Consider the following 25,720-nt stretch of genomic DNA (forward strand, 5'->3'; position numbering starts at 1 on the left):
ATTCCATATAAATCTTTTCCAGCTTTATGGCTTAAAAGCTCCAGAGTTTCTGTGATGGATAAAACCATTATCGAAATTCTGGAGTCTATTTTTTCTCCTCCCAAACTCACACTTGTGGTATAATATTGTCAGTAAAAGAGAAAGTAGGAGCGTGTATGAAAACTCCATTTATCAGTCGTGAGCGTTTGGCGGAGCTGACCGCGCAATTTCCAACTCCCTTTCATCTCTATGATGAGAAGGGGATTCGAGCGAGAGCGCGGGCTTTGCATGAGGCTTTTGCTTGGAATGCTGGTTTTAAGGAATATTTTGCCGTCAAGGCGACACCAAATCCTGCTATTTTAAAAATCCTCAAGGAAGAGGGCTGTGGGGTGGACTGTGCTAGCTATGTGGAGCTGCTTATGAGCCAAAAGCTGGGCTTTGCTGGGGACGAGATCATGTTTTCGTCCAATAATACGCCAGCTGAGGAATTTCGTCTGGCGCGGGAGCTGGGCGCGATCATCAATCTAGATGCTTACGAAGACGTGGCTTTCTTGAAGGAAGTGGCTGGGATTCCCAAGGTGATCTCTTGTCGCTACAATCCCGGCGGTGTCTTTGAGCTGGGCACCAGCATCATGGATCATCCAGAGGAAGCTAAGTTTGGTATGACCAAGGCGCAGCTGATTCAGGCTTTCAAAGACCTCAAGGAACTGGGAACAGAGAAATTCGGCATTCATGCTCTCTTGGCCTCCAATACTGTCAGCAATGACTACTATCCAGCACTGGCGCGTCAGCTTTTTGAGCTAGCGGTTGAGGTATTAGAAGCGACGGGAATTAAGCTAGACTTTATCAATCTGTCTGGCGGTGTCGGAGTCAACTATCAGCCTGATGGCGAGGAAAATGACATTGCGGTCATCGGCCAAGGAGTTCGTCAGGCTTATGAGGAAATCCTGACACCAGCTGGTCTGGGGCAGGTCAAGATTTTCACTGAGCTGGGCCGTTTTATGCTGGCGCCTTTCGGTCTCTTGGTGACCAAGGTGACTCACAAAAAGCAAACTTATCGGACCTATCTGGGAGTGGATGCTTCTGCGGTCAATCTCCTGCGTCCCGCTATGTATGGAGCTTATCACCATATTACCAATATGGATCGGCCAGAAGGACCGACGGAGATTGTTGATGTGGTCGGCAGCCTCTGTGAAAACAACGATAAATTTGCCATCCAGCAGGAGCTGCCTGTCAGTCAGATTGGCGATACGCTGGTCATTCACGATACTGGTGCCCACGGCTTCTCCATGGGCTATCAATACAATGCCAAACTACGCTCTAGCGAGATTCTCCTAGAGGAAAATGGTCAGGCTCGCATGATTCGCCGGGCAGAGAGGCCAGAAGATTATTTCGCGACTCTCTATGGCTTTGATTTTGAAAAATAGAGATAATTTGGTATAATAAAGAGTAATGTAAAAAATGAAACAGGAGTTCGGATTATTATGAATACATTGTTAGCAATTTTATTGATTATGCTGGCTTTCTTTGGTGGGATTTTACTTGGTATGTACTTGCTTCGCCGTCAGGTCGAAAAGGAATTTGCGGAAAATCCACGTCTTAATGTAGAAGCAGTGCGGATGTTGCTCAGTGCCAATGGTCAAAAACCAAGTGAAGCACGCGTTCAACAAGTTTACCGTCAAATCATCAACCAACAAAAAGCAGCAGTTGCTAAAAATAAAAACAAAAAATAAGCTTCTCTCAGCCGCCCTTTGGTGGCAGACGGAGATTTCTATATAAAAAATGGGGATTTGGGCTAGGCTTCCAATCCCTTGTTTTAGAAAGAAGACTGTATGGATAACCGACCGATTGGATTTTTAGACTCTGGGGTGGGCGGTCTGACTGTTGTCCGTGAATTGATGCGGCAACTCCCCCATGAGGAAGTGGTTTATATAGGTGATTCGGCTCGGGCTCCATATGGTCCTAGGCCGGCGGATCAGATTCGAGACTATACTTGGCAGTTGGTCAATTTTCTCTTGACCAAGGATGTCAAGATGATTGTTATTGCTTGCAATACTGCCACAGCTGTTGTCTGGGAGGAAGTCAAGGCTAAGTTGGACATTCCTGTCCTCGGTGTGATTTTGCCCGGAGCCAGCGCTGCTATCAAGTCTACGACTGGTGGCAAGATAGGGGTTATCGGGACTCCTATGACGGTTCAGTCCGACATTTACCGAAAAAAGATTGAGGCTCTATCTCCCGAGATGGAGGTGCAGAGTTTAGCTTGTCCTAAGTTTGTCCCGCTGGTGGAGTCAAATGAGCTCCAGTCTAGCCTGACTAAAAAGGTAGTCTATGAGACACTTCATCCTCTGGCGGGCAAGGTGGATACCCTTGTCTTGGGCTGTACTCATTATCCTTTGTTGCGGCCGATTATTCAAAATATGATGGGGCCGAGCGTCAAGCTGATTGACAGCGGGGCTGAGTGTGTACGGGATATTTCTGTCCTGCTCAATTATTTCGAAATCAATCGTAGCCGCGAAAAGCACGAACTGAACCATCGTTTTTATACTACAGCCAATGCTAAGAGATTTGCGGAAATCGCAGAAAACTGGCTGAATCTGAAAGTCAATGTGGAGCATGTGACCTTATGACAAAAAATATTTATGAATACAAGGATGCCTCTGACTGGTATGTAGCTGAATGGGGACAAAGTGCCTCTTACAGTGAGTTCGAGCAGGTGCCAGCAGAAGCTTCTGAGATTTTAGACCGTTTAGAGAGTGTTTTGGCAGAAGAAGAGCTAGGCCTGCCCTTAAATATCACGGTCATTCGCTATGGCTCAGCCTTTCGCTTTTTGACCTTCTTGCTGGATATTTTAAACCAGGAAACGGACCGAAAGCTAGAATTGTTGCAGCGACAGGGAGCCCTTCTCTTGGTTGAAGGGGGGAAATTGCTCTATGTCCATCTGCCACAAACTGGTGTGGATTTACAAGCCTTTCTTGGAGCAAAAGATGTCAAGGATACTCTTTTGATTGCGACTCGGAATGAGGGCAAGACAGCAGAATTTCGTAAGCTTTTCGGGAAGTTGGGCTACGAGGTGGAAAACCTGAATGACTATCCTGATTTGCCAGAAGTGGCTGAAACAGGCATGACCTTTGAAGAAAATGCCCGCCTCAAGGCTGAAACGATTAGTCAGTTGACTGGCAAAATGGTTTTGGCAGATGATTCCGGCTTGCAAGTGGATGTCTTAGGCGGCCTACCAGGCGTCTGGTCCGCTCGCTTTGCTGGTGTTGGTGCGACAGATGACGAAAACAATATCAAGCTCCTACATGAACTGGCCATGGTCTTTGATATTAAAGACCGCTCTGCTCATTTCCACACGACTCTGGTGGTCGCAAGTCCAGATAAGGAATCCTTGGTGGTCGAAGCGGATTGGCCAGGCTACATTGCCCATGAGCCAAAAGGTGAAAATGGCTTTGGCTATGATCCTTTGTTCTTGGTCGGAGAGACAGGAAAAACGTCAGCTGAACTGACAATTGAAGAGAAAAATGCCCAGTCCCATCGTGCGCAAGCAGTGCAAAAATTAATGGAGGTATTTCCAGCATGGCAAAGCAAACAATCATCGTAATGAGCGATTCCCATGGGGACCGTGCCATTGTCGAAGAAATTAAAAATCAGTATCTGGGAAAAGTCGATGCTATTTTCCATGATGGAGACTCAGAGTTACCTTTTGAGGATGAAGTCTGGAAAGGGATTCATGTCGTGGCGGGCAATATGGACTTTTATCCTGGTTATCCAGAGCGGCTGGTGACAGATTTGGATGGGACTATTATTGCCCAGACCCACGGGCACCTTTTCAATATCAACTTTAGCTTCCAAAAACTGGATCTGTGGGCTCAAGAAGTAGGGGCAGATATTTGTCTCTATGGCCATTTGCATGTTCCAGATGCTTGGATACAAGGGAAGACTCTCTTTCTCAATCCGGGCTCCATTAGCCAGCCTCGTGGCTCAATCAACGAACGTCTTTACGCTAAGGTAGAGATTGACGATGACCGTTTTAAAATTGATTTCTATACGCGAAATCATGAGCTCTATCCAAGCTTGTCTAAGGAGTTTGCCCGATGATTGCTAAGGAATTTGAAGATTATCTACTGCAACATGAAGACACTTTTTTGACGCCGGGGGAGAATCTGGCGGTCATGATTGACACGCACAATGTGGATCATGCTATTCTCTTGCTTAGCCAGATGACTTATTCACGCATTCCAGTGGTGACTGCAGAGAAAAAGTTCGTTGGCACCATTTCTCTGACGGACATCATGGCCTATCGGATGCAGCATGAGCTGGCAGAGGAAGAGTTTATGTCTATGGACATTGTCCACATGACACGAAAGGATGGTCTGACGGTCGAGCCAGATTACAAGATTGCGGACGTTTTGCACAAGCTGGTGGATGAGTCTTTCTTGCCTGTTGTGGATAAAAAACAACATTTTTATGGTATCATTACTAGAAAGTCGATTTTAAAAGCTGTTAACTCGTTGATGCATACCTTCACGAGTCAGTATGAGATTTCCAAAAAATGAAAGAACAAATCACCCCTTTTTTAGAACAAAAAAATATCTCAGAAAATTCAAAATTAGCCTATTCCTACGATCTGGAGCAATTTGTCAATGAAATCCACAGCAAGGTGACGGAAACCAATTTGCGGATTTATCAAGCCTCTATCAAGGATTTCAAGGCGGCTGTCCAGAAGCGGAAGCTCTCAGCGGTCAATCAATTTCTTTACTATCTTTACGAGAACAAGATGATTGGTGAATTTCACCGCTTGACTCTGCCCAAAGTCGCTATTTCCAAGGAACTGGGAAGCGAGCTGATAGACTTATCAGCCTTTTGGGAAACTTCTGCGGTACCACAAGGCCGGCTGATAGCGCTCTTGATTTTGGAAATGGGGCTCTTGCCAAGTGAAATCCTGCAGGTCAAGGTTGAAGATGTCAATCTTGATTTTCAGGTTTTGCGGATCGAAAAGGCTGGGCAGAAGCGGATTATTAAGATCCCTGAATGTCTGACGAGCGAGTTGGGCGATTATTTGACAGGAACTTATTTATTTGAAAAGAATGGAAAGTCCTATTCGCGCCAATGGGGCTTTCGCCAGCTGGAAGCTTTTTTGATTGAGCAGGGGCAGGCCAGCTTGTCAGCCCAAAGCCTGCGAGAGCAATTTATCCTTCGCCAGCGGGAAAAGGGTGTCGGTATCTATGACATTGCTCGTGATTTGGGCTTGAAGACAGTGATTACATTAGAAAAATACAGATAAGAATGGATATCAAGTTAAAAGATTTTGAGGGGCCGCTGGACTTGTTGCTGCACCTCGTATCCAAGTATCAGATGGATATTTACGATGTACCCATTACCGAGGTTATCGAGCAGTACCTGGCTTATGTGTCTACTTTGCAGGCTATGCGGCTGGAAGTGACGGGAGAATACATGGTCATGGCCAGTCAGCTCATGCTGATTAAGAGTCGCAAGCTCTTGCCCAAGGTGGTTGATCAGGTGGATCTGGAAGATGATCTGGAACAGGATTTGCTGAGTCAGATTGAGGAATATCGGAAGTTCAAGCTGCTGGGGCAGAAAATGTCCCTCCAGCATGAAGACCGTGCTCTTTACTACTCTAAGCCCAAGCTGGAGCTGGTCTATGAAGATGCTGAACTCCTGCATGACAAGACAGCTGTAGATCTCTTTTTGGCTTTTTCCAAGGTGATGACCAAGAAGCAGGAGGAGTTTTCCAAAAGTCATACGACCATTGTGCGAGATGAGTACAAGATCGAGGACATGATGGAAGTGGTGCGCCAGCGCTGTCAGGCTCACAAACGTCTTGCCCTGCAGGATATTTTTGCAGAAACCAAAGACATGAATGAAGTGATTACGCTCTTTCTAGCAACCTTGGAGTTGGTCAAGGTGCAGGAGGTGCAGGTCATTCAGGAGGAGAACTTTGGAAATATTTATTTAGTAGGAAGAAAGAATGAGTAAATTAGCAGAGATTGAAGCCCTGCTTTTTGTGGCGGGGGAAGACGGTCTGAAAGTTCATCAGCTATCAGAAATTCTCTCCTTGCCGCCGACTGGTGTCATCCAGAGTTTGGAAAAATTGGCGGAGAACTATCAGGCGAATCCTGACTCCAGCTTGACCTTGCTGGAAACGTCAAAGACTTATAAGTTGGTCACCAAGCCTGAATTTGCTGAGATTTTACGAGAGTATTCGCGGGCGCCGATTAACCAAAGCTTATCCCGAGCGGCACTGGAAACCTTGTCGATCATTGCTTACAAGCAACCCATAACAAGGGTGGAGATTGATGATATTCGTGGGGTCAATTCCAGCGGGGCGATTTCGAAGTTACTAGCCTTTGAGCTGATTCGGGAAGATGGTAAGAAGGAAGTCATTGGCCGTCCCAATCTTTATGTGACGACGGATTATTTTCTGGACTATATGGGCATCAATCATTTGGACGAATTGCCGATTGTGGACGAAGCGGAGCTCATTGCTGAAGAAAGTCAACTTTTCGGAGAATGACAAGTTCATTCTATAAGGGACGTTTTCTGAACGCTTTCAAGCTTTGAGGGAGGCACTGCTTCCCCTATTTACCATTTTTCCAGCTGTTAAAGTTGTGAAAATGGTCTTTGTATCTTGTGAAAGGATAATATCGATGAGAATCAATAAATACATTGCCCATGCGGGAATTGCCAGTCGGAGAAAGGCTGAGGAGTTGATCAAGCAGGGGCTGGTGACCGTGAATGGTCAGGTAGTGCGTGAGCTAGCGACGACCATCAAGTCGGGCGACCGAGTGGAAGTAGAAGGTCAGCCTATCTACAATGAAGAAAAGGTCTACTACCTGCTCAACAAACCGCGCGGGGTGATTTCCAGCGTGACCGATGACAAGGGGCGTAAGACAGTCGTTGATTTGCTGCCGCAGGTCAAGGAGCGAATTTATCCCGTTGGCCGATTGGACTGGGACACTTCTGGTGCCTTGATTTTGACCAATGACGGTGATTTCACGGATGAAATGATTCACCCGCGGAATGAAATTGACAAGGTCTATGTGGCGCGTGTCAAGGGTGTGGCCAATAAGGAAGTTCTGCGTCCGCTGACTCGCGGTCTGGTCATAGAGGGTAAGAAAACCAAGCCAGCAGTCTATGAGATTCTGAAAGTCGATCCCGTGAAGAATCGCTCAGTGGTTCAGTTGACCATCCACGAAGGGCGTAATCATCAGGTCAAGAAGATGTTTGAAGCTGTGGGGCTGCCTGTGGACAAGCTTTCACGGACTCAGTTTGGACATTTGGATTTGACTGGCCTCAAGCCGGGTGAAGCACGTCGATTGAGTAAAAAGGAAGTCAGCCAGTTGCATAATTTGGCTGTGACCAAAACTAAGAAAAAATGATTAAGAAACTATTGATAGCGCCGGTTCGACTTTACCAGCGCTTTATTTCCCCTGCCTTTCCGCCTTCCTGCCGTTTTCGGCCAACCTGTTCCAATTACATGATTGAAGCCATTGAAAAACACGGAGCCAAGGGGGTGCTGATGGGCTTGGCCAGAATTGGTCGCTGTCATCCCTGGTCCGAGGAAGGGGACGATCCAGTGCCAGACCATTTTAGTCTTCGGCGAAATAACTCTAAAACAGACTTAGAACGGAAATAGCCTTGTTTCCGTTTTTTGCTAGAGAATAAAGCCCAGCCTTAGCAATTACTATCAGCTTTTCAATATTTTTGTTATAATATTTTTTATGAGAGTTGTTTCGGGAAAGTATGGGGGCAGACCCCTCAAGACATTAGATGGCAAGACAACGCGACCTACGACAGATAAGGTCAAGGGCGCGATTTTTAACATGATTGGGCCTTATTTTGATGGTGGTCGGGTGCTGGATTTGTATGCAGGCAGCGGTAGTCTGGCGATTGAGGCGGTGTCTCGAGGCATGGAGTCGGCTGTTTTGGTTGAAAAAGATCGGCGGGCGCAAGCTATCGTGGCGGAAAATATTGCCATGACCAAGGAAGCAGCGCGCTTTGAGCTGCTCAAGATGGAGTCGAGTCGAGCCCTGGAGCATTTGACTGGCCAGTTTGATCTGGTTCTGCTGGATCCGCCCTATGCCAAGGAGCAGATTATTGTGGATATTGAGAAAATGGCGGAGCGCAAGCTCTTGAGCGAGGATATTATGGTTGTTTGCGAGACGGATAAGTCGGTTGATTTGCCAGAAGAAATCGCAGACTTGGGTATCTGGAAGCAAAAAATATATGGAATTTCAAAGGTGACGGTCTATGTCAGATAAAATTGGGCTCTTTACAGGGTCATTTGATCCCATTACCAACGGACATGTGGACTTGATTGAGCGTGCCAGTCGGTTATTTGATTGCTTGTATGTGGGAATTTTCTACAATCCTCACAAAGAAGGATTTTTTAGCATCCATGCGAAAAAAAGGATGGTTCTAGCGGCTTTGGCGCATTTGGAAAATGTGGAAGTCATCACTTCGCATGATGAATTGGCGGTCGATGTGGCAAAAAGGCTGGGTGTGACTACTCTTGTCCGCGGTTTACGCAACGGTCAGGACTTGGACTATGAAGCTGGCCTGCATTTTTTTAATAAGGAATTGGCACCTGATTTGGAGACCGTTTTTTTGCTGAGTCAGCCGGCTTACCGATATATCAGTTCTTCAGCGATGCGGGAATTGATCGCTTTTCAGCAGGATCTTTCTGCCTATGTACCAGCGAGTGTGATCGAGGAGTTAGAGAAAAAAGATGAATAATGACATGACAAATCCGAAAAAGATGACGAAGGAAAATAAACGTGGTTTAACAGTAGTTGGTTGTGCTGGAGTAGCCTCGATTATCGTGCTTGTGCTCTTCCTTTTCTCTTTTATTGTTCCACTGCCTTACTACATTGAGGTGCCTGGGGGAGCAGAAGACATTCGGAAGGTTCTGACTGTGGACGGAAAAGAGGATCAAGCACCGGGTTCCTACAACTTTGTAACTGTTGGGATCCAGCATGCGACCTTTGCCCATCTGGTCTATGCTTGGCTGACGCCTTTTACGGATATTTATTCGGCTCAGGATATGACAGGTGGCTCAAGTGATGCTGAGTATATGCGCATTAACCAATTTTATATGGAAACGTCGCAGAATATGGCCAAATACCAAGGTCTCAAAGCTGCAGGAAAAGACATCAAGATGAACTATCTGGGTGTCTATGTTCTGAAAGTAGCTCCAAATTCGACCTTTAAAGGGATTTTGAATATTGCAGATACGGTGACGGGAGTCAATGACAAGACCTTTGAAAGCTCGGAAGATTTGGTTAAATATGTGAATTCTCAGGCCTTGGGCGATAGTGTCAAGGTGACCTATGAGGAAGATGGAGAAACTAAGACAGCGACGGGGAAAATCATCAAGCTGGAAAATGGGAAAAATGGAATTGGTATTAGTTTGATTGACCGCACGGAAGTCAACAGCAGTGTTCCGATTGAATTTTCGACCGAAGGTATCGGTGGTCCCAGTGCTGGCCTCATGTTTAGCCTAGCCATCTATACTCAATTGGCCAATCCTGACTTGCGAGACGGCCGCGTGATTGCGGGAACTGGTAGTATAGATAGAGAGGGCAAGGTTGGAGATATTGGTGGGATTGACAAAAAAGTCGTCTCTTCTGCCAAGATAGGAGCGACAATCTTCTTTGCCCCAGATAATCCTGTCAGCGAGGAGGAAAAAAAGGCTAATCCCAAAGCCAAGACCAACTATGAAGCGGCACTTGAAGCAGCCAAGGAAATCAAAACGGATATGAAAATCGTGCCGGTCAAAACCCTTCAGGACGCGATTGATTATTTAGAAAAAACCAAAAAATCTTAGTTTCGGCTAAGATTTTTGTCTTTTAAAGGCAAACGAAGGACTTTTTTAAAAAAAGATTAGCAGTTTTTATTAAATCGTCTGACTTTTTACAGAAAGATCTTTTTCTTCTGAAAAAATATAAATTCCCCTTGTTTTGTGATAAAATAATATGAAGTAAGATAGATGAGTGACAAAGGATAGGTATGCGTAAAGAAATTTCACCTGAGTTGTATAATTACAATAAATTCCCTGGCCCAGAATTTAAGCAAATGGGCAGCAAGATAATTGCAGAAAAATTTGAGTTTGAATTGGTGGAGAATTATAAAGAAGCCTTTGACTTGACGGCTTTTCACCAACGCTTTTCAGAAATTCTGAATAAATTTGACTATATTGTCGGCGATTGGGGCAATGAACAGTTGCGGTTGCGCGGTTTTTATCGGGATGAGAAAGCCAAGGAAAATGCAGAGAAAATCAGCCGTTTACAAGACTATCTGCTAGAGTATTGTAATTATGGCTGTGCCTATTTTGTTTTGGAAAATGCTCAGCCAAGACGGGCTGCCTTTGACAAAAAATCCCATCATAAGAGAAAATCAGACAGCAAAAAACATCCAGAAATTTCTAGGGAACGTAGCTCTAAAAAAACGAAGGATGAGCAGCAAAAGCATCGTCCAAAGGCAAACAAGAACAAACAACAGAAACAAGGCAAACAGGCAAAGCAAGCAGCATCTAGTCAATCGCAGCGCCATTTTGTCATTCGTCAGAAATAAAGGAGAAACATGAAACCATCGATTTATAGCTTAACGCGAGAAGAAATGATTGAATGGGCGGAAGCTCAGGGAGAAAAGAAATTCCGTGCTGCCCAGATTTGGGAGTGGCTCTATCGCAAGCGTGTCCAGTCATTTGAGGAAATGACCAATCTGTCCAAGGATTTGATTGCTAAGCTCAATGATCAGTTTGTTGTCAATCCGCTTAAACAGCGTATTGTCCAAGAGTCGGCTGACGGTACGATCAAGTACCTCTTTGAGCTACCAGATGGTATGCTGATTGAGACGGTGCTCATGCGCCAGCACTACGGACTTTCTGTCTGTGTGACCACCCAAGTTGGCTGCAATATCGGCTGTACCTTCTGTGCCTCTGGTTTGATTAAAAAACAACGTGACCTCAATAATGGTGAGATTGTTGCGCAGATTATGCTGGTGCAGAAGTATTTTGACGAGCGTGGTCAGGACGAGCGGGTCAGCCATATCGTGGTTATGGGGATTGGCGAGCCTTTCGATAACTATAAGAATGTCTTGAAGTTTGTCCGGACGGTCAATGATGATAAAGGTTTGGCCATTGGTGCCCGCCATATCACGGTTTCGACTTCAGGGCTGGCTCATAAGATCCGTGACTTTGCCAATGAAGGCGTGCAGGTCAATCTGGCTGTTTCACTGCACGCACCTAACAATGAACTGCGTTCTAGTATCATGAAAATCAATCGTGCCTTTCCGATTGAGAAGCTCTTTGCGGCCATTGAATATTATATCGAAACCACCAACCGCCGGGTGACCTTTGAGTACATTATGCTCAATGAAGTCAATGATGGAGTGGAGCAGGCCAAGGAATTGGCAGAATTGCTGAAAAACATCAAGAAATTATCTTATGTCAATCTCATTCCTTACAACCCCGTTAGCGAGCACGACCAATACAGCCGCAGTCCCAAAGAGCGTGTGATGGCCTTCTATGACACCCTCAAGAAAAACGGAGTCAACTGCGTGGTTCGTCAGGAGCATGGTACAGATATTGATGCAGCCTGCGGCCAGTTGCGTTCTAATACCATGAAGCGAGATCGTGAGAAAGCACTTGTTGAAAATGTTCAGCCTTAAAAATTATCTGACTTCAGACGGTGAGCTGACAGCTCGAGGCCGGAAATTGCTAGTAGGAGGATGCGGACTCTATTTCTTGATGCTTTGCATCCTGTGCTTTATTCCTCAGGTTCCAGAGCCGGGAATGGAGACACCAGGTATCCAGTACTTTGGCCGAATAGTAGTTTTGCTAGTCCCGTTTAATTCCTTTGTCAATATTGGAGAGATCACTTCTTGGATCCAGCTGGTCAAGGTTTTTGTTCAAAATTTGGCCAATATCTTTCTGCTGTCGCCCTTGGTTTTTCAATTGCTTTGCCTCTTTCCAAAATTGCGGAAGACCAAGAAGGTTGTATGGCTGAGCTTCGGGATGAGTCTGTTTATCGAAGTGACTCAGATTCTGCTGGACCTTCTCATCAACGCCAATCGAGTCTTTGAGATTGATGATCTCTGGACCAATACTTTGGGTGGTTATCTGGCTTGGCGGGCTTTTCAGCTTGGTCAAAAAATCTGGAAAAATCGTCAAGATGACGCTTTCAAGAGGAATTAGATAAGAAAAAGTTCGGATTTTATAGAATTTTTTATAAAAAATGATTCTTTTTTCGTTTTTTCTCTTGACAAAAGACTTTGGAAGCTTTATAATTTTAGACAATCATCAGAAAAGTAATAATTTTTTCTACTTTCAGGGAGCCTGTGGTTGGTGGAAACAGGCAGTGGAAGGTTATGAAGTGGGCTGATGCAAAAAAATGAATTTGAAGCAATAAAAATTCGGTGAGCACACCTTACAGTGCAGCTTGTTGTTAGACAAGGCAGAGATATGGAGGTGGTCTATACTGACTCCATGATTGAGGTGGCACCGCGATTTTACGCCCTCACACAGAGTTTTTCTGTGTGTGGGTTTTTGTTTTGCTTGAAAATAAAGAAAAGAGGAAATGAAGATGAAAGAAACTAAAGGATATTTTGGACAATTCGGCGGTTCCTTTGTACCAGAGCCTATCCAGGCCTTGCTGGATGAATTAGAAGCGACTTTTGAGAAGTACAAGGATGACCCAGGATTTTTAAATGAATATCGACATTATTTGGCGGACTATTCAGGTCGGGAAACCCCGCTCTACTTTGCAGAAAGTCTGACTCAGCATCTGGGTGGAGCTAAGATTTATCTGAAGCGGGAAGATCTCAATCATCTGGGCTCGCATAAGCTCAATAATGTTTTGGGGCAGATTCTTCTAGCTAAGCGCATGGGCAAGACCAGAGTCATCGCTGAAACTGGAGCTGGCCAGCATGGTGTGGCAACTGCGGCAGCCGCAGCTAAGTTTGGTATGAAGTGCGATGTCTACATGGGTGCAGAGGATGTAGAGCGCCAGCGCCTCAATGTCTTCCGCATGGAAATGATGGGAGCGACTGTTCACGCGGTGGAAACAGGAACCAAAACCCTCAAGGATGCGGTGGATGCAGCCTTTGGAGCTTGGATGAGTGATTTGGAAGCCTTCTATGTTTTGGGTTCTGCTGTCGGACCTCACCCTTATCCGACCATTGTCCATGAGTTCCAAAAGGTGATCAGTGAAGAATCACGTCGGCAGATTTTGGACAAGGAGGGTCGCTTGCCGGACTATGTTATTGCCTGCGTAGGTGGCGGCTCCAATGCTATAGGCGCCTTCTCTCAGTATGTGGCAGATGAAGAAGTTAAGTTAGTGGGAGTTGAAGCGGCTGGACGAGGCCTTGATACAGACCAGCACGCAGCTACCATGACCAAGGGAAGCGTCGGAGTAGTGGACGGTATGAAGACCTACGCTGTCTTTTCTGAAGATGGTCAGGTGGCACCGGTTTATTCCATTTCAGCAGGCTTGGACTATCCTGGAGTTGGTCCCGAACATGCTTTCTTTAAAGATTCTGGTCGAGTAGAATACGTGGCAGCGACAGATGATGAAGCTGTGGATGCCTTGCTCCTCTTGACACAAAAGGAAGGAATTTTGCCAGCGATTGAAAGCTCTCACGCCATTGCTGAAGCCATCAAGCGAGCTCCAAAATTGTCATCTGACCAAATCATCATTATCAATGTATCTGGTCGTGGAGACAAGGATGTGGCAGCTATTGCCGACTATCTAGAAAAACGAAAATAAAATACCCAGCAGAAGAGTAGTAACATTCCTCCTTTCAGAGAGTCTGTGGTGCTGTAAACAGGCAGGAGAAGTTATGAAATGGGCTGCTGGAGACAATATTTTGTCCTTTAGTTGATCTTTTATTACTTTGTTAGCTTACTTTGCTATGACTCGGTGTGCTGCCTTGTTCTAAAAGGGATCTAAATGACTGCAAATAGATAAATGAGATGTGGAGCATGAAAACTCCATAACTGAGGTGGCACCGCGATGATACGCCCTCACAGGATGAACTGTGTGGGCGTTTTTCTGTAGTTCTGGGGCAAGTTATGACAGTGGACAGGTGCTATCTGTTCTTGTGAAATGCAGTCATAGCTAGCGAATTGCTCCTACCTATACGCTTCTGATTAAATAGAAAGAAACATTATGCAAAAGATTTTACCAGCTGATATTTTATCTCCGATCCTAGCTTATATGCGGATTCAGGGCGACCACAAGGTGATTTTGGAAAGTATTCCGAGAGATAGCGAGACAGCTCGCTTTTCTATTCTAGCCTATAATCCAGTCTTTGAAGTCCGCTATGAAAATGGCCAGTTAACAAAGAATGGGCAAGTAATCGAGGCAGATCCCTTGGACTATCTGCATGAGTTGGCCGTAAAAAAAGGCCATCATTCAGACCTGCCTTTTGGCGGTGGAGCCATTGGCTTTGTCGGTTACGATATGATTTCCCTCTATGAAGAGATTGGCCAGATTCCAGCTGATGTGATTGGAACGCCAGACATGCACTTTTTTGTCTATGAGAGTTACATGGTTTTTGACCATAAAAAAGACAAGGTCTATATCGTCGAAGATGCACTCTACAGCGACCGAAGCGAAGCAGAATTGGGTGCTAGTCTGGAGCATATCATGACTGAGCTGGCGCAGCCAGCGGCAGATGAATTTTCACCGCTGGAACTGTCCAGTTTGAATTTCCAGAACCACATCGAGCAGACTGCTTTTGAAAAAATGGTGGGAGATGTGCGCAGCTTGATTCGGCAGGGAGACATGTTCCAATGTGTACTTAGTCAGCGTTTTTCAGCAGAGTATTCTGGTAGACCGCTGGATTACTATCGCAATCTGCGCGTGACCAACCCTTCCAACTATCTCTACTTTTATGATTTCGGGGATTATCAGATCATCGGAGCCAGCCCAGAAAGTCTGGTGTCTGTCAAGCAGGGGCAGGTCACGACCAATCCTATTGCTGGTACTAGACCGCGTGGGAAGGATGAACGAGAAGATAAAGCCTTGGAAGAGGAGTTACTGGCTGACGAGAAGGAAGTGGCTGAGCACCGTATGTTAGTTGATTTGGGGCGTAATGATATTGGTAAAATTGCCCAGAATAACAGCGTGGAAGTCACTAAGTACATGGAAGTGGAGTATTTCCGCTATGTCATGCACCTGACCAGTGTAGTTCGTGGTCAGCTTCTGCCCCAACTGACAGCTATGGATGCGCTCAAGTCAACCTTGCCGGCTGGTACCGTCTCGGGCGCGCCTAAGATTCGAGCTATGAAACGCATTTATGAGTTGGAGCAGGAAAAACGTGGCGTTTATGCAGGGGCTATTGGCTATCTGTCTGCGACAGGCGATATGGATGTTGCCATTGCTATCCGGACCATGGTTTTGAAAAATGGCAGAGCTTATGTTCAAGCTGGAGCGGGTATTGTTTATGACTCGATCCCTACTAATGAATACCAAGAAACCATCAACAAGGCCAATTCAATGACCAAGATAGGAGAGATGCAATGATTTTATTGATTGATAATTATGATTCTTTTACTTACAATCTAGCCCAATATATCGGCAATTTTGCAAAAGTTAAGGTCTTGCGAAATGATGATGCAGGACTTTATCAAGCGGCAGAAGAAGCAGATGCTTTGGTGCTGTCTCCGGGTCCAGGCTGGCCAGCAGATGCAGGACGGATGGAAGAGCTTATCCGCGATTTTGCTGGTAAAAAGCCGATTTTGGGAATTTGCTTGGGGCACCAAGCCATTGCAGAAGTATTTGGCGGAAAGCTAGGCTTGGCTCCCAAAGTCATGCACGGCAAGCAGAGTATTCTGCGTTTTGAAAGAAAATCTCCTATTTATCAAGGGATAGAGGATGAGCAGCCAGTTATGCGTTATCATTCGATTTTGATTGAGGAGATGCCAGAGGATTTTGAAGTGACAGCTCGGGCAGTTGATGACAACTCGATCATGGCTATCCAGCATAAGCGCCTGCCCATTTATGGTTTTCAGTATCATCCAGAAAGTATTGGCACGCCGGATGGCTTGTCGTCCATCAAAAATTTCATCGACTTAGTCAAATAGGGGAAGAATTATGAAAGAAATTATTGCAAAACTAGCAGATTTTAAGGATTTAAGCAGCTCCGAAGTGTCAGATGTGCTAGAGCGCATCGTTACTAGAAGAGTAACGGAAACACAAATTGCAGCCTTTTTGCTGGCTCTTAAGATGAAAGGGGAAACAGTAGAGGAACGGACAGCCTTGGCTCAGGCCATGCGTGGGCATACTCCGCAGATTCCTACTACAATCCGCACAGCCATGGACAATTGTGGAACTGGTGGTGATAAATCATTTAGTTTTAATGTTTCTACCACAGCGGCCTTCGTATTAGCAGGTGGTGGGATCAAGATGGCTAAGCACGGCAATCGCTCCATTACCTCTAAATCAGGCTCAGCTGATGTTTTAGAAGCTTTGGGGATTAACCTAAACATGGATACAGCCAGCTTGGGTAAGGTCTTTGATCAGACGGGGATAGTCTTTCTTTTCGCTAAAAACCTTCATCCAGCTATGAAATATATCATGCCAGCTCGTCTCAGTCTAGGTGTTCCCACTATCATGAACTTGACAGGGCCGCTCATCCATCCTATGGTTTTAGAAACCCAGCTTTTGGGCACCAGTCGGCCAGATATGCTGGAGAGCACGGCAGAAGTTTTGAAAAATATGGGCCGCAAGCGTGCAGTGGTCGTGTCGGGTCCAGATGGTCTGGACGAGGCCGGTCTTCATGGTCGTACCCAGTACGCTTTGCTAGCAGATGGGGAGATCAGCCTGCATAGCTTTCTACCGTCAGATATTGGCATGGAAGAAATCCCTCTTGAAGCAATTCGTGGAGGTAATGCCAAAGAAAATGCAGATATTCTGGTATCTGTCCTGCAAAATCAAGCCAGCCCCTATCTGGAAATGACAGTTCTGAATGCAGGTCTAGGCTTCTTTGCTAATGGGAAAACGGAAAACATAGAAGATGGAATAGCTTTGGCTCGCCAGGTGATTGCCAGCGGCGCAGCCTATGAAAAACTCAAGCAACTACAGGAGTATCAGAAATGAGTAAAGAATTTCTCCTAACCATTCTAAAGCAAAAAGAACAGGAAGTGGCGGTAATGTCTTATGAAGAGCTGCAGCCCCTGCGCTCGACCTATTCCCTTTATGAGTACCTCAAAAGCCAGTCCAAAGAGCTGCAGCTGATTGCTGAGGTTAAAAAAGCCAGTCCAAGTCTGGGAGATATTAATCTCGGTGTGGATATTGTGGAGCAGGCTCGCACCTGTGAACGATGTGGTGCAGCCATGATTTCGGTCCTGACAGATGAGATTTTCTTCAAAGGACATCTGGATTACCTGAGAGAGATTTCAAGTCAAGTGACCATTCCAACCCTCAATAAGGACTTTATTATTGATGAAAAGCAGATTGTTCGCGCCCGCAATGCTGGAGCGACAGTTATTCTTCTGATTGTGGCTGCCTTTTCTGAGAAGCGGCTGCAAGAACTCTATGATTTTGCGACAGGTTTAGGCTTGGAAGTTCTGGTCGAAACCCATAATCTGGCGGAGCTGGAAATTGCCCATAGAATAGGAGCACAGATAATCGGTGTTAATAATCGCAATCTAGTTACTTTTGAGACAGATATCAATACCAGTCTCCAGCTGTCTGCCCATTTCAAAGATGACAGAGTTTACGTATCTGAGTCCGCTATTTTCAGCAAGGAAGATGCTGAGCTAGTAGCTCCTTATTTCCATGCGGTTTTAGTCGGAACAGCCCTGATGCAGGCTGAGAATGTGGCAGAAAAAATCAAGGAGCTGAAAATTGACAAAGGTTAAGATTTGCGGCTTATCAACTGCCAGCGCTGTGGAAACGGCATGTCAGGCTGGTGCAGATTACATTGGCTTTGTCTTTGCTGAGAGCCGTCGGAGGGTTGGCTTGGAGCAAGCTCAGAAGCTAGCTGCCTTGGTGCCGCCTGCTGTCCGAAAGGTAGGAGTTTTCGTTTCTCCGAGCTTGGCAGAGCTGCAGGAAGCTATTTCAGTGGCAAATCTAGATTTGGTGCAGATTCATGGCGATTTTAATGAAGATCTTCTGACTGAGATCGGCCGGCCGGTTATTCGAGCTTATCAGGTTAAGGGAGCGTTAAAAGATATCAGCCAAGAAGCGGACTACCTGCTCTTTGATGCACCTCTTGCTGGTAGTGGCCAGACCTTTGACTGGCAAGCTTTTGATAAAGATCAAATCCATCAGCCCTTCTTTATCGCCGGTGGTTTGAATGTAGAAAATGTCCGAGAAGCTATTCAGCATTTTGCCCCTTACGCAGTTGATGTCTCCAGCGGGGTCGAGACTGACGGCCAGAAGGACTTAGAAAAGATAACAGAATTTATAGAAAGAGTGAAATATGGCATATAATCAACCCAATCAAGAAGGATTTTATGGTGAGTTTGGCGGACGCTTTGTTCCAGAAACGCTGATGACAGCAGTTTTGGAGCTAGACAAAGCCTATCGTGAGAGTAAAAAAGACCCAGCCTTTCAGGCAGAGCTGGATGAGTTGCTGAAGCAGTATGTAGGGCGTGAGAATCCTCTCTATTTTGCTAAAAATCTGACAGCCTATGCTGGCGGTGCTAAGATTTATCTAAAGCGGGAAGACCTCAACCATACCGGTGCCCATAAAATCAATAATGCCCTAGGCCAGGTCCTGCTAGCTAAGAGAATGGGCAAGAAGAAAATTATTGCGGAGACTGGTGCGGGCCAGCACGGAGTAGCCACCGCCACAGCTGCAGCCCTTTTCAACATGGACTGCACTATCTATATGGGTGAAGAAGATGTCAAGCGCCAAGCCCTTAATGTCTTTCGGATGGAGCTTCTGGGAGCCAAGGTAGAGTCAGTAACCGATGGTTCTCGAGTCCTCAAGGATGCAGTCAATGCTGCCTTGCGAGCTTGGGTGGCTCAGGTCGATGATACTCACTATATTATGGGCTCAGCCTTAGGTCCCCATCCTTTCCCAGAGATTGTCCGCGATTATCAGAGTGTGATTGGGCGTGAGGCCAAGCGGCAGTTTGCTGAGCAAAATGCAGGTTCCTTGCCAGATGCTTTAGTGGCCTGCGTTGGCGGTGGATCCAATGCTATTGGACTCTTTTATCCCTTCGTTGACGATAGCTCAGTGGCTATGTATGGAACAGAAGCGGCTGGGCGAGGCGTGGATACAGATGAACATGCTGCTACCTTAACCAAGGGCCGCCCGGGGGTTTTACACGGTGCCTTGATGGATGTCTTGCAGGATGAGCAGGGGCAGATTCTTGAAGCTTTCTCTATCTCTGCCGGGCTGGACTATCCGGGCATCGGTCCTGAACATTCTCATTTTAATGCTATCAAACGTGCCACTTATGTCCCAGTCACGGATGAAGAAGCTTTGGAAGCCTTCCAGCTCCTGTCTCGTATTGAAGGGATTATCCCTGCTCTAGAGTCTAGTCATGCTATTGCTTACGCAGTTAAGCTGGCTAAGGAGTTGGGGCCAGATAAATCAATGATTGTCTGCCTATCCGGCCGTGGTGACAAGGATGTCGTTCAGGTAAAGGAACGCTTGGAAAAAGAAGCGGCTCAAAAAGGAGGTGCCCATGACTAAAACACTCACTCAGCATTTAGAAGCCATCAAAAAAGCAGGTAAGGGAATTTTCCTTCCTTATATCATGGCTGGTGATCATGAGAATGGTTTGGCAGGATTACCAGAAACCATCTCATTTTTGGAAAACTTGGGCGTGTCAGCCATTGAAATCGGTCTGCCATTTTCAGATCCTGTTGCAGATGGGCCAGTTATTGAAGAAGCCGGCCTGAGAAGTCTAGGCCACCATACTTCGGCCAAGTCTTTAGTGGCAAGCTTGAAGAAGTTGGACACTCAGCTACCTCTCATCATCATGACCTACTTCAATCCTATTTTCCAATACGGTCTCAAAGATTTCGTCAAGGATTTGGCTAGGACACCGGTTAAAGGATTGATTATTCCGGATCTGCCCTACGAGCACAGGAACTTTATCTTGCCTTTATTGGAAGATTCAGATATTGCTCTTATTCCTTTAGTGAGTTTGACGACTGGCCTAGAACGTCAGCAGGAGCTGATTAAGGATGCAGAAGGGTTTATTTACGCTGTAGCCATCAACGGTGTGACGGGTAAGAGCGGAAGCTACCGAAATGATTTGGACCAGCACTTGAGCAAGCTTCGTGATATTGCAGAGATTCCAGTGCTGACGGGCTTTGGCGTTTCAACTTTAGAGGATGTTGACCGCTTCAATCAAGTCTCAGATGGAGTCATTGTCGGATCCAAGATTGTCAAAGCTCTTCATGAAAAGGACGCCAGCATAGCATCCTTTATCCAAGAAGCAGCAGCTTATAAGAAATAAGAACCACCACACCAAACATAAGACAGGGTACAAATGCTAGCCTGTCTTTTTGCTTTTTAAAGCAGAAACAGGCGAGGCCAGAGAAGCAAGCAATTTGGATGAGAATGAGAATTTCTGTCAGGCTGAAAATGGCTGAGCAGGAAGCAAGAAAGAGAAAATCTCCAGCTCCGATGCGAAGATTAAAAAAGAAGGCTAGGAGTCCTAGGACCAAAAAGAAAATCATGAGCGGATTGATACCTGCTGTAGCCATCAGCAAGAACTGAAAAATCAGCCAGATTAGAAGAGGGTATTCTTGCTCACGCTGATCGTAGATAGCTAGGGTCAAGCCCATAGTTAGCAGTAAGAGCTGGGCTAGTGAAAGATAGCCTAAGCTCCAGCTTAGAAAAAGTAGACCCAGCACTAACTCAAAAACAGCATACCAGACAGACAGCTGGATCTTGCAGAAACGGCAACGGAAGCCATTCAGCAACTGAGACAGGATTGGGACCAAATCCCGTGCTTTGAGTATCTGCTTACAGTTATCACAGTGACTGCTTGGAGAGATGATGGACTGGTTAGGGAAGCGGTCAATGACTAAGCCGAGAAAAGAGGCTAGAACCGTTCCGACTAGAAAAAAGTATAGATGAATCATACTTATTTATTCGTGATTTTGAGTAGAAAAATCTGAAATTTTACAACTTTTCTAATAAAGTAAAATTTTGAGTTTTAATACTTGACTTTCTTAATTAGAAGCATTATAATTAAAACATAATCAATAAAGATTAGAATGATTACAAATAAAAAGAGAGGTATCATTATGACTCAAGTAAAACATGGCGCTGCAGCAGATGTAGCAACTTTCACTAACCAAAATTCTTTACCAAAAACAAAAGCAGTTCTTAACCAAGTAGTTTCAGATCTTTATACAGCTCGTATCGCTCTTCACCAAGTTCACTGGTATATGCGTGGTGCAGGCTTCATGGTATGGCATCCAAAAATGGACGAATACATGGATACAATTGATGAAACCTTGGATGAAGTCAGCGAACGCTTGATTACTCTGGGTGGCAAGCCTTATTCAACTCTGACAGAGTTTATTCAACACAGCAAAATTGAAGAAAAAGCTGGCGAATTTAGCAAGAATGTTGAAGAAAGCTTGGAGCGCGTGATTGAAATTTTCCGTTATCTGACAGATCTTTATCAAGAAGCTATGGATGTGACGGATGAAGAAGGCGATGATGTAACCAATGATATCTTCGTTGGTGCTAAGGCAGACCTTGAAAAGACGATCTGGATGTTGACAGCTGAGCTTGGTCAAGCACCAGGTTTGTAAAATGATGTTTAAAGAGGCTGTGACAAAAGTCCTAGCCTCTCAATTGTCATTGGATTTTTGAGCAAGACGCAGTGGTTGAGTGGGCTCTACTACGCTGATTTCATCAGCTTTTACAGCCCTACTCAACTGTGCGGAGGTAGGACGACGAAATCGAATTCTAACGAATGACCGATTTCTGTCCCACTCTCTGTTTTTTCTTAAGGATTGTTTAAGCTTCTTACCTTATACTAAGATTATCAAATGAAGACCTCCTAACTTTGTTTGATAGAACTCCTAAACTTTTCTTTTTCATAATAATCTCCCGAAAAGGCAGTCTTCGTGGCTGTCTTTTCTGTTTTGCCATCTTGAAAACTTTGCTAAAATCTGATAAAATATAGCTCATGAAAACACTCTATGATGTGCAGCAATTTCTTAAAAATTTCGGGATCATTATCTATATGGGCAAGCGTCTTTATGATATTGAGATGATGAAAATTGAGCTGGAGCGGATTTACGATGCTGGCCTGATGGATAAGCTTGATTATCTAGAGGCTGAGGCTGTCCTGCGCAGAGAACATCAAGTAGAGTTAAAGTATTTAGAAGATAAAGGGAGAAACTAGAATGGGAATTTGGACTTTATGGGCAATCTTGCTGGGAATGTTGGCTTGGATGGGTTTCAATTATTTCCGTATTCGTCGTGCAGCTAAGGTGGTAGATAATAGTGAGTTTGAAGCTTTGATTCGACAAGGGCAATTGATTGACTTGCGTGATCCATCGGATTTCCATCGCAAGCATATCTTTGGGGCGCGCAATATTCCGTCTCAACAGCTCAAGTCTAGTATCAATGCACTTCGCAAAGACAAACCAGTTCTTCTTTATGAAAATAGCCGTGGGCAACGTGTGACCAATGCGGCAATCTACTTGAAAAAGCAAGGTTTTAATGATATTTATATCCTGTCTTACGGCCTCGATTCTTGGAGTGGTAAGGTTAAGACGAGCTGATTCTTTGTAGAAATATATACAAAGCTAACTACTTATAATTTAATTGGCCTTGTTTTAGATATTATCGGTCTGGTTTTGAGCAATTCTCATTAAAAAGAAACTCAATTAGATTATAAAACAGAAAGAATTCTGAATATCGTCGGTATTGTCATTTCTGTCATCAACTGGATTGCAGGAATTCTTCTGACTATGAATGGATTTATGTAGTAAATAAGAGAAAGGCTTGAATAAGCCTTTTTCTTTTACCAGGTTTGTTCTAAATAGCCTCTGATAATCTCGAGTTTGGAAGGATTCAATGGTCGATAACTGCCTTCTGCTAGATTGGGATCCAGCTGAAAATCACCGAAATGAGTACGTTTGAGATAGGTGACTTTGACACCAACTGCTAGAAACATTTTTTTGACCTGATGGAACTTCCCCTCAGAAATGGTAACTGAGGCGGTGGAGTGCTCGGGGCTGGCCGTATGAATTTGAAGTTGGGCAGGCTTGCAACGAGTGCCATCCAGAAAGATAATGCCTTGCTGAAAAGCAACTATGGCTTCTTGGTCAAGAGGGCCGTTGACTTCGACATAGTAGGTCTTTGCGATATGGTATTGTGGATGGAGGAGCTGAAATCCCAGTGGCCCATTATCTGTAATCAGGAGCAGGCCACGTGTGTCGCGATCCAAACGGCCGATGGCGTAAAGCTGGTCGTTAAAATCTTCTGGGGCAATTAGATCTAGGACAGTCATCTTATCCGAGTCAGAATTGGCAGTGACAGTACCGGCGGGCTTGTTCATCAGAAAATAATGGTGGGCTAGGTGGTTTAAAGGTTTACCAGCTAGGCTAATGGACTGGAGGCCACTATCGACATTTTGACTGAGGGAGCGAGCTGCTTGACCGTCAATTACAATCTGCCTTAGTCGCAGTTTTTGTTTCATCTCTTTTCGGCTAATCTTAGCTAGGGCTAAGAATTTATCAAGGCGCATAAGTTTTCCTTTCAAAGGTTTGGATCAATTCTTTTTATCATACACTTTCGGAAGTAAAATTGCAAAAATAGCTACAGTTTACGATTTACCTATGAAAACATTTACACTTGGTTAGCCCGTGTTTTTTGGAAAAAACTGTGTTATAATTTTTAGTTGGAAATAAATAATAAGATTTAGAGGAAAACATGACAAAATTAAGAGAAGATATCCGTAACATTGCGATTATCGCCCACGTTGACCACGGTAAAACAACCCTCGTTGACGAATTATTGAAACAATCTGAAACTCTTGATGCCCGTACTGAATTGGCAGAACGTGCTATGGACTCAAACGATATCGAAAAAGAGCGTGGAATTACCATCCTTGCTAAAAATACAGCCGTTGCTTACAATGGAACTCGTATCAATATCATGGACACGCCAGGACACGCGGACTTCGGTGGAGAAGTTGAGCGTATCATGAAAATGGTTGACGGTGTTGTTTTGGTCGTAGATGCCTACGAAGGAACTATGCCACAAACTCGTTTCGTATTGAAGAAAGCCTTGGAACAAGACCTTGTCCCAATCGTTGTTGTTAACAAAATCGACAAACCATCTGCTCGCCCAGCAGAAGTAGTGGACGAAGTCTTGGAACTCTTCATCGAGCTTGGTGCAGATGATGACCAGCTTGACTTCCCAGTTGTTTATGCTTCAGCGATCAACGGAACATCTTCTTTGTCAGACAATCCAGCTGATCAAGAAAAAACAATGGCACCAATCTTTGATACCATCATCGACCATATCCCAGCTCCAGTCGATAACTCAGATGAGCCTTTGCAGTTCCAGGTATCACTCTTGGACTACAATGACTTCGTAGGTCGTATCGGTATCGGACGTGTCTTCCGTGGTAGTGTGAAAGTTGGAGACCAAGTTACTCTTTCTAAACTAGACGGCACAACGAAGAACTTCCGTGTTACGAAACTCTTTGGTTTCTTTGGTTTGGAACGTCGTGAAATCCAAGAAGCAAAAGCGGGTGATTTGATTGCCGTTTCAGGTATGGAAGATATCTTTGTTGGTGAAACCATCACACCGACAGACGCCATTGAACCACTTCCAATCCTTCACATTGATGAGCCAACGCTCCAAATGACCTTCTTGGTTAACAACTCACCATTTGCAGGTCGTGAAGGTAAATGGGTAACGTCTCGTAAAGTGGAAGAACGTTTGCAGGCTGAGCTACAAACAGACGTTTCACTTCGTGTTGACCCAACGGACTCACCAGATAAGTGGACCGTTTCAGGACGTGGGGAATTGCACTTGTCAATTCTTATTGAAACCATGCGTCGTGAAGGCTATGAGCTTCAAGTATCTCGTCCAGAAGTTATCGTTAAAGAAATTGACGGTGTGAAGTGCGAGCCATTTGAGCGCGTGCAAATCGATACTCCAGAAGAATACCAAGGATCTGTTATCCAAAGCCTTTCTGAACGTAAGGGTGAAATGTTGGATATGATTTCAACTGGTAATGGTCAAACTCGTTTGGTCTTCCTTGTTCCAGCGCGTGGTTTGATTGGATACTCAACTGAGTTCTTGTCAATGACTCGTGGTTACGGTATCATGAATCATACCTTCGACCAATACTTACCGTTGATTCCAGGGGAAATTGGTGGTCGTCACCGTGGAGCCCTTGTTTCCATCGATGCTGGTAAGGCTACAACATACTCAATCATGTCTATCGAAGAACGTGGTACCATCTTTGTCAACCCAGGTACTGAGGTTTACGAAGGAATGATCATCGGTGAAAACTCTCGTGAAAACGACTTGACTGTTAATATCACTAAGGCAAAACAAATGACCAACGTTCGTTCAGCGACCAAGGACCAAACAGCTGTTATCAAGACACCTCGTATCTTGACCCTTGAAGAGTCACTTGAGTTCTTGAACGACGATGAATACATGGAAGTAACACCTGAGTCTATCCGTTTGCGTAAACAAATCTTGAACAAGCAAGAACGCGAAAAAGCTAATAAAAATAAGAAAAAACAAGCAGCAGAATAAA

31 protein-coding genes, 1 pseudogene and 1 other annotated feature are annotated in these 25,720 nt (G+C 45.0%); of the genes and pseudogenes, 30 read left to right on the forward strand and 2 right to left on the reverse strand.

Annotation, left to right across the window (positions count from 1 at the left end; genetic code table 11):
- Window positions 1-155 precede the first annotated feature (155 nt).
- The 25 genes from D8791_RS03180 to trpA all read left to right on the forward strand — a co-directional run bounded on the left by D8791_RS03180 (window position 156) and on the right by trpA (window position 20,425).
- Window positions 156-1,406: a diaminopimelate decarboxylase gene (locus tag D8791_RS03180; RefSeq protein WP_125446219.1), complete on the forward strand. Its 1,251-nt coding sequence runs from the start codon at window positions 156-158 to the stop codon at window positions 1,404-1,406.
- Window positions 1,407-1,463: 57 nt separating this feature from the next.
- Window positions 1,464-1,712, forward strand: coding sequence for a YneF family protein (locus tag D8791_RS03185; protein WP_015605536.1), 249 nt, complete (start codon window positions 1,464-1,466; stop codon window positions 1,710-1,712).
- A 99-nt stretch (window positions 1,713-1,811) separates the two neighbouring features.
- Window positions 1,812-2,606, forward strand: a complete 795-nt coding sequence (racE, locus tag D8791_RS03190) for a glutamate racemase (protein WP_125446220.1) — start codon at window positions 1,812-1,814, stop codon at window positions 2,604-2,606.
- Window positions 2,603-3,580, forward strand: coding sequence for a nucleoside-triphosphate diphosphatase (locus D8791_RS03195; RefSeq protein ID WP_125446221.1), 978 nt, complete (start codon window positions 2,603-2,605; stop codon window positions 3,578-3,580). The genes racE and D8791_RS03195 overlap by 4 nt, the downstream gene beginning before the upstream one ends.
- The gene (locus D8791_RS03200; RefSeq protein WP_125446222.1) at window positions 3,556-4,077 is read left to right on the forward strand and encodes a metallophosphoesterase; all 522 of its coding nucleotides are present in this window, start codon (window positions 3,556-3,558) and stop codon (window positions 4,075-4,077) included. The genes D8791_RS03195 and D8791_RS03200 overlap by 25 nt, the downstream gene beginning before the upstream one ends.
- Complete coding sequence (cbpB, locus tag D8791_RS03205) at window positions 4,074-4,535, forward strand: cyclic-di-AMP-binding protein CbpB (protein WP_125446223.1); 462 nt, start codon at window positions 4,074-4,076, stop codon at window positions 4,533-4,535. Before D8791_RS03200 ends, cbpB begins: the two co-directional genes overlap by 4 nt.
- On the forward strand, window positions 4,532-5,263 hold the full coding sequence (gene xerD, locus D8791_RS03210) for a site-specific tyrosine recombinase XerD (protein ID WP_005590831.1): 732 nt from the start codon (window positions 4,532-4,534) through the stop codon (window positions 5,261-5,263). Before cbpB ends, xerD begins: the two co-directional genes overlap by 4 nt.
- A 2-nt stretch (window positions 5,264-5,265) precedes the next feature.
- Window positions 5,266-5,976 (forward strand): segregation/condensation protein A, encoded by a 711-nt coding sequence (locus tag D8791_RS03215; RefSeq protein WP_125446224.1) that lies wholly within the window; start codon window positions 5,266-5,268, stop codon window positions 5,974-5,976.
- Window positions 5,969-6,514, forward strand: coding sequence for an SMC-Scp complex subunit ScpB (scpB, locus tag D8791_RS03220; protein WP_005590827.1), 546 nt, complete (start codon window positions 5,969-5,971; stop codon window positions 6,512-6,514). The genes D8791_RS03215 and scpB overlap by 8 nt, the downstream gene beginning before the upstream one ends.
- A gap of 133 nt (window positions 6,515-6,647) precedes the next feature.
- Window positions 6,648-7,379 carry a pseudouridine synthase gene (locus D8791_RS03225; RefSeq protein WP_005592340.1) on the forward strand — a complete coding sequence of 244 codons (732 nt, stop codon included), beginning with the start codon at window positions 6,648-6,650 and terminating at the stop codon, window positions 7,377-7,379.
- On the forward strand, window positions 7,376-7,636 hold the full coding sequence (yidD, locus tag D8791_RS03230; RefSeq protein ID WP_185760545.1) for a membrane protein insertion efficiency factor YidD: 261 nt from the start codon (window positions 7,376-7,378) through the stop codon (window positions 7,634-7,636). The genes D8791_RS03225 and yidD overlap by 4 nt, the downstream gene beginning before the upstream one ends.
- Window positions 7,637-7,721: 85 nt before the next feature.
- Window positions 7,722-8,261, forward strand: coding sequence for a 16S rRNA (guanine(966)-N(2))-methyltransferase RsmD (gene rsmD, locus D8791_RS03235; protein WP_125446225.1), 540 nt, complete (start codon window positions 7,722-7,724; stop codon window positions 8,259-8,261).
- The gene (gene coaD, locus D8791_RS03240) at window positions 8,251-8,736 is read left to right on the forward strand and encodes a pantetheine-phosphate adenylyltransferase (protein WP_125446226.1); all 486 of its coding nucleotides are present in this window, start codon (window positions 8,251-8,253) and stop codon (window positions 8,734-8,736) included. Before rsmD ends, coaD begins: the two co-directional genes overlap by 11 nt.
- Window positions 8,729-9,826: a SepM family pheromone-processing serine protease gene (locus D8791_RS03245; RefSeq protein ID WP_376739475.1), complete on the forward strand. Its 1,098-nt coding sequence runs from the start codon at window positions 8,729-8,731 to the stop codon at window positions 9,824-9,826. Before coaD ends, D8791_RS03245 begins: the two co-directional genes overlap by 8 nt.
- 182 nt (window positions 9,827-10,008) lie before the next feature.
- Window positions 10,009-10,572: a YutD family protein gene (locus D8791_RS03250; RefSeq protein ID WP_125446227.1), complete on the forward strand. Its 564-nt coding sequence runs from the start codon at window positions 10,009-10,011 to the stop codon at window positions 10,570-10,572.
- A gap of 9 nt (window positions 10,573-10,581) precedes the next feature.
- Window positions 10,582-11,670 carry a dual-specificity RNA methyltransferase RlmN gene (rlmN, locus tag D8791_RS03255; RefSeq protein ID WP_125446228.1) on the forward strand — a complete coding sequence of 363 codons (1,089 nt, stop codon included), beginning with the start codon at window positions 10,582-10,584 and terminating at the stop codon, window positions 11,668-11,670.
- On the forward strand, window positions 11,657-12,196 hold the full coding sequence (locus D8791_RS03260) for a VanZ family protein (RefSeq protein WP_125446229.1): 540 nt from the start codon (window positions 11,657-11,659) through the stop codon (window positions 12,194-12,196). The genes rlmN and D8791_RS03260 overlap by 14 nt, the downstream gene beginning before the upstream one ends.
- A gap of 88 nt (window positions 12,197-12,284) precedes the next feature.
- Window positions 12,285-12,523, forward strand: a binding site (T-box leader).
- Window positions 12,524-12,584: 61 nt separating this feature from the next.
- On the forward strand, window positions 12,585-13,766 hold the full coding sequence (trpB, locus tag D8791_RS03265; protein WP_125446230.1) for a tryptophan synthase subunit beta: 1,182 nt from the start codon (window positions 12,585-12,587) through the stop codon (window positions 13,764-13,766).
- 402 nt (window positions 13,767-14,168) lie between these two features.
- Window positions 14,169-15,527: an anthranilate synthase component I gene (gene trpE / locus D8791_RS03270; protein WP_125446231.1), complete on the forward strand. Its 1,359-nt coding sequence runs from the start codon at window positions 14,169-14,171 to the stop codon at window positions 15,525-15,527.
- Window positions 15,524-16,087 (forward strand): aminodeoxychorismate/anthranilate synthase component II, encoded by a 564-nt coding sequence (locus D8791_RS03275; protein WP_125446232.1) that lies wholly within the window; start codon window positions 15,524-15,526, stop codon window positions 16,085-16,087. The genes trpE and D8791_RS03275 overlap by 4 nt, the downstream gene beginning before the upstream one ends.
- 10 nt (window positions 16,088-16,097) lie before the next feature.
- On the forward strand, window positions 16,098-17,102 hold the full coding sequence (gene trpD, locus D8791_RS03280; RefSeq protein WP_125446233.1) for an anthranilate phosphoribosyltransferase: 1,005 nt from the start codon (window positions 16,098-16,100) through the stop codon (window positions 17,100-17,102).
- Window positions 17,099-17,866 (forward strand): indole-3-glycerol phosphate synthase TrpC, encoded by a 768-nt coding sequence (gene trpC, locus D8791_RS03285; protein WP_125446234.1) that lies wholly within the window; start codon window positions 17,099-17,101, stop codon window positions 17,864-17,866. The genes trpD and trpC overlap by 4 nt, the downstream gene beginning before the upstream one ends.
- Entirely contained in the window at window positions 17,853-18,440 is a 588-nt protein-coding gene (locus D8791_RS03290) for a phosphoribosylanthranilate isomerase (protein WP_125446235.1), read from the forward strand. The genes trpC and D8791_RS03290 overlap by 14 nt, the downstream gene beginning before the upstream one ends.
- Window positions 18,430-19,653, forward strand: coding sequence for a tryptophan synthase subunit beta (gene trpB, locus D8791_RS03295; RefSeq protein WP_125446236.1), 1,224 nt, complete (start codon window positions 18,430-18,432; stop codon window positions 19,651-19,653). Before D8791_RS03290 ends, trpB (D8791_RS03295) begins: the two co-directional genes overlap by 11 nt.
- The gene (trpA, locus tag D8791_RS03300) at window positions 19,646-20,425 is read left to right on the forward strand and encodes a tryptophan synthase subunit alpha (RefSeq protein ID WP_125446237.1); all 780 of its coding nucleotides are present in this window, start codon (window positions 19,646-19,648) and stop codon (window positions 20,423-20,425) included. The genes trpB (D8791_RS03295) and trpA overlap by 8 nt, the downstream gene beginning before the upstream one ends.
- Here trpA and D8791_RS03305 read toward each other — a convergent pair.
- Entirely contained in the window at window positions 20,394-21,056 is a 663-nt protein-coding gene (locus D8791_RS03305) for a prepilin peptidase (RefSeq protein WP_125446238.1), read from the reverse strand. The two genes, trpA and D8791_RS03305, sit on opposite strands and share 32 nt — an antisense overlap.
- Before the next feature lie 165 nt (window positions 21,057-21,221).
- Between D8791_RS03305 and D8791_RS03310 the strand changes: the two genes are divergently transcribed.
- The 4 genes and pseudogenes from D8791_RS03310 to D8791_RS10585 form a co-directional block, all read left to right on the forward strand.
- On the forward strand, window positions 21,222-21,737 hold the full coding sequence (locus D8791_RS03310) for a Dps family protein (RefSeq protein ID WP_015605512.1): 516 nt from the start codon (window positions 21,222-21,224) through the stop codon (window positions 21,735-21,737).
- 380 nt (window positions 21,738-22,117) lie between these two features.
- Entirely contained in the window at window positions 22,118-22,336 is a 219-nt protein-coding gene (locus D8791_RS03320; RefSeq protein ID WP_005590812.1) for a YqgQ family protein, read from the forward strand.
- Between the two features lies 1 nt (window position 22,337).
- Window positions 22,338-22,718: a rhodanese-like domain-containing protein gene (locus D8791_RS03325; RefSeq protein ID WP_125446239.1), complete on the forward strand. Its 381-nt coding sequence runs from the start codon at window positions 22,338-22,340 to the stop codon at window positions 22,716-22,718.
- A gap of 39 nt (window positions 22,719-22,757) precedes the next feature.
- A pseudogene (locus D8791_RS10585) lies at window positions 22,758-22,925 on the forward strand (DUF4190 domain-containing protein); the annotation flags it as partial.
- Between the two features lie 35 nt (window positions 22,926-22,960).
- Here D8791_RS10585 and D8791_RS03335 read toward each other — a convergent pair.
- Window positions 22,961-23,686: a pseudouridine synthase gene (locus tag D8791_RS03335; RefSeq protein ID WP_125446240.1), complete on the reverse strand. Its 726-nt coding sequence runs from the start codon at window positions 23,684-23,686 to the stop codon at window positions 22,961-22,963.
- 185 nt (window positions 23,687-23,871) lie between these two features.
- Between D8791_RS03335 and typA the strand changes: the two genes are divergently transcribed.
- The gene (gene typA, locus D8791_RS03340) at window positions 23,872-25,719 is read left to right on the forward strand and encodes a translational GTPase TypA (RefSeq protein ID WP_125446241.1); all 1,848 of its coding nucleotides are present in this window, start codon (window positions 23,872-23,874) and stop codon (window positions 25,717-25,719) included.
- Window position 25,720 lies beyond the last annotated feature (1 nt).

The sequence above is a fragment of the Streptococcus cristatus genome (genome assembly GCF_003943515.1).
Classification (GTDB): Bacteria; Bacillota; Bacilli; order Lactobacillales; family Streptococcaceae; genus Streptococcus; species Streptococcus cristatus_D.

What these genes read in the sequence shown, in the direction of transcription:
- D8791_RS03180 (WP_125446219.1), top strand. Translation starts at nt 156, where the DNA reads ATGAAAACTCCATTTATCAGTCGTGAGCGTTTGGCGGAGCTGACCGCG.
- D8791_RS03185 (WP_015605536.1), top strand. Translation starts at nt 1,464, where the DNA reads ATGAATACATTGTTAGCAATTTTATTGATTATGCTGGCTTTCTTTGGT.
- racE (WP_125446220.1), top strand. Translation starts at nt 1,812, where the DNA reads ATGGATAACCGACCGATTGGATTTTTAGACTCTGGGGTGGGCGGTCTG.
- D8791_RS03195 (WP_125446221.1), top strand. Translation starts at nt 2,603, where the DNA reads ATGACAAAAAATATTTATGAATACAAGGATGCCTCTGACTGGTATGTA.
- D8791_RS03200 (WP_125446222.1), top strand. Translation starts at nt 3,556, where the DNA reads ATGGCAAAGCAAACAATCATCGTAATGAGCGATTCCCATGGGGACCGT.
- cbpB (WP_125446223.1), top strand. Translation starts at nt 4,074, where the DNA reads ATGATTGCTAAGGAATTTGAAGATTATCTACTGCAACATGAAGACACT.
- xerD (WP_005590831.1), top strand. Translation starts at nt 4,532, where the DNA reads ATGAAAGAACAAATCACCCCTTTTTTAGAACAAAAAAATATCTCAGAA.
- D8791_RS03215 (WP_125446224.1), top strand. Translation starts at nt 5,266, where the DNA reads ATGGATATCAAGTTAAAAGATTTTGAGGGGCCGCTGGACTTGTTGCTG.
- scpB (WP_005590827.1), top strand. Translation starts at nt 5,969, where the DNA reads ATGAGTAAATTAGCAGAGATTGAAGCCCTGCTTTTTGTGGCGGGGGAA.
- D8791_RS03225 (WP_005592340.1), top strand. Translation starts at nt 6,648, where the DNA reads ATGAGAATCAATAAATACATTGCCCATGCGGGAATTGCCAGTCGGAGA.
- yidD (WP_185760545.1), top strand. Translation starts at nt 7,376, where the DNA reads ATGATTAAGAAACTATTGATAGCGCCGGTTCGACTTTACCAGCGCTTT.
- rsmD (WP_125446225.1), top strand. Translation starts at nt 7,722, where the DNA reads ATGAGAGTTGTTTCGGGAAAGTATGGGGGCAGACCCCTCAAGACATTA.
- coaD (WP_125446226.1), top strand. Translation starts at nt 8,251, where the DNA reads ATGTCAGATAAAATTGGGCTCTTTACAGGGTCATTTGATCCCATTACC.
- D8791_RS03245 (WP_376739475.1), top strand. Translation starts at nt 8,729, where the DNA reads ATGAATAATGACATGACAAATCCGAAAAAGATGACGAAGGAAAATAAA.
- D8791_RS03250 (WP_125446227.1), top strand. Translation starts at nt 10,009, where the DNA reads ATGCGTAAAGAAATTTCACCTGAGTTGTATAATTACAATAAATTCCCT.
- rlmN (WP_125446228.1), top strand. Translation starts at nt 10,582, where the DNA reads ATGAAACCATCGATTTATAGCTTAACGCGAGAAGAAATGATTGAATGG.
- D8791_RS03260 (WP_125446229.1), top strand. Translation starts at nt 11,657, where the DNA reads ATGTTCAGCCTTAAAAATTATCTGACTTCAGACGGTGAGCTGACAGCT.
- trpB (WP_125446230.1), top strand. Translation starts at nt 12,585, where the DNA reads ATGAAAGAAACTAAAGGATATTTTGGACAATTCGGCGGTTCCTTTGTA.
- trpE (WP_125446231.1), top strand. Translation starts at nt 14,169, where the DNA reads ATGCAAAAGATTTTACCAGCTGATATTTTATCTCCGATCCTAGCTTAT.
- D8791_RS03275 (WP_125446232.1), top strand. Translation starts at nt 15,524, where the DNA reads ATGATTTTATTGATTGATAATTATGATTCTTTTACTTACAATCTAGCC.
- trpD (WP_125446233.1), top strand. Translation starts at nt 16,098, where the DNA reads ATGAAAGAAATTATTGCAAAACTAGCAGATTTTAAGGATTTAAGCAGC.
- trpC (WP_125446234.1), top strand. Translation starts at nt 17,099, where the DNA reads ATGAGTAAAGAATTTCTCCTAACCATTCTAAAGCAAAAAGAACAGGAA.
- trpB (WP_125446236.1), top strand. Translation starts at nt 18,430, where the DNA reads ATGGCATATAATCAACCCAATCAAGAAGGATTTTATGGTGAGTTTGGC.
- trpA (WP_125446237.1), top strand. Translation starts at nt 19,646, where the DNA reads ATGACTAAAACACTCACTCAGCATTTAGAAGCCATCAAAAAAGCAGGT.
- D8791_RS03305 (WP_125446238.1), bottom strand. Translation starts at nt 21,056, where the DNA reads ATGATTCATCTATACTTTTTTCTAGTCGGAACGGTTCTAGCCTCTTTT.
- D8791_RS03310 (WP_015605512.1), top strand. Translation starts at nt 21,222, where the DNA reads ATGACTCAAGTAAAACATGGCGCTGCAGCAGATGTAGCAACTTTCACT.
- D8791_RS03320 (WP_005590812.1), top strand. Translation starts at nt 22,118, where the DNA reads ATGAAAACACTCTATGATGTGCAGCAATTTCTTAAAAATTTCGGGATC.
- D8791_RS03325 (WP_125446239.1), top strand. Translation starts at nt 22,338, where the DNA reads ATGGGAATTTGGACTTTATGGGCAATCTTGCTGGGAATGTTGGCTTGG.
- D8791_RS03335 (WP_125446240.1), bottom strand. Translation starts at nt 23,686, where the DNA reads ATGCGCCTTGATAAATTCTTAGCCCTAGCTAAGATTAGCCGAAAAGAG.
- typA (WP_125446241.1), top strand. Translation starts at nt 23,872, where the DNA reads ATGACAAAATTAAGAGAAGATATCCGTAACATTGCGATTATCGCCCAC.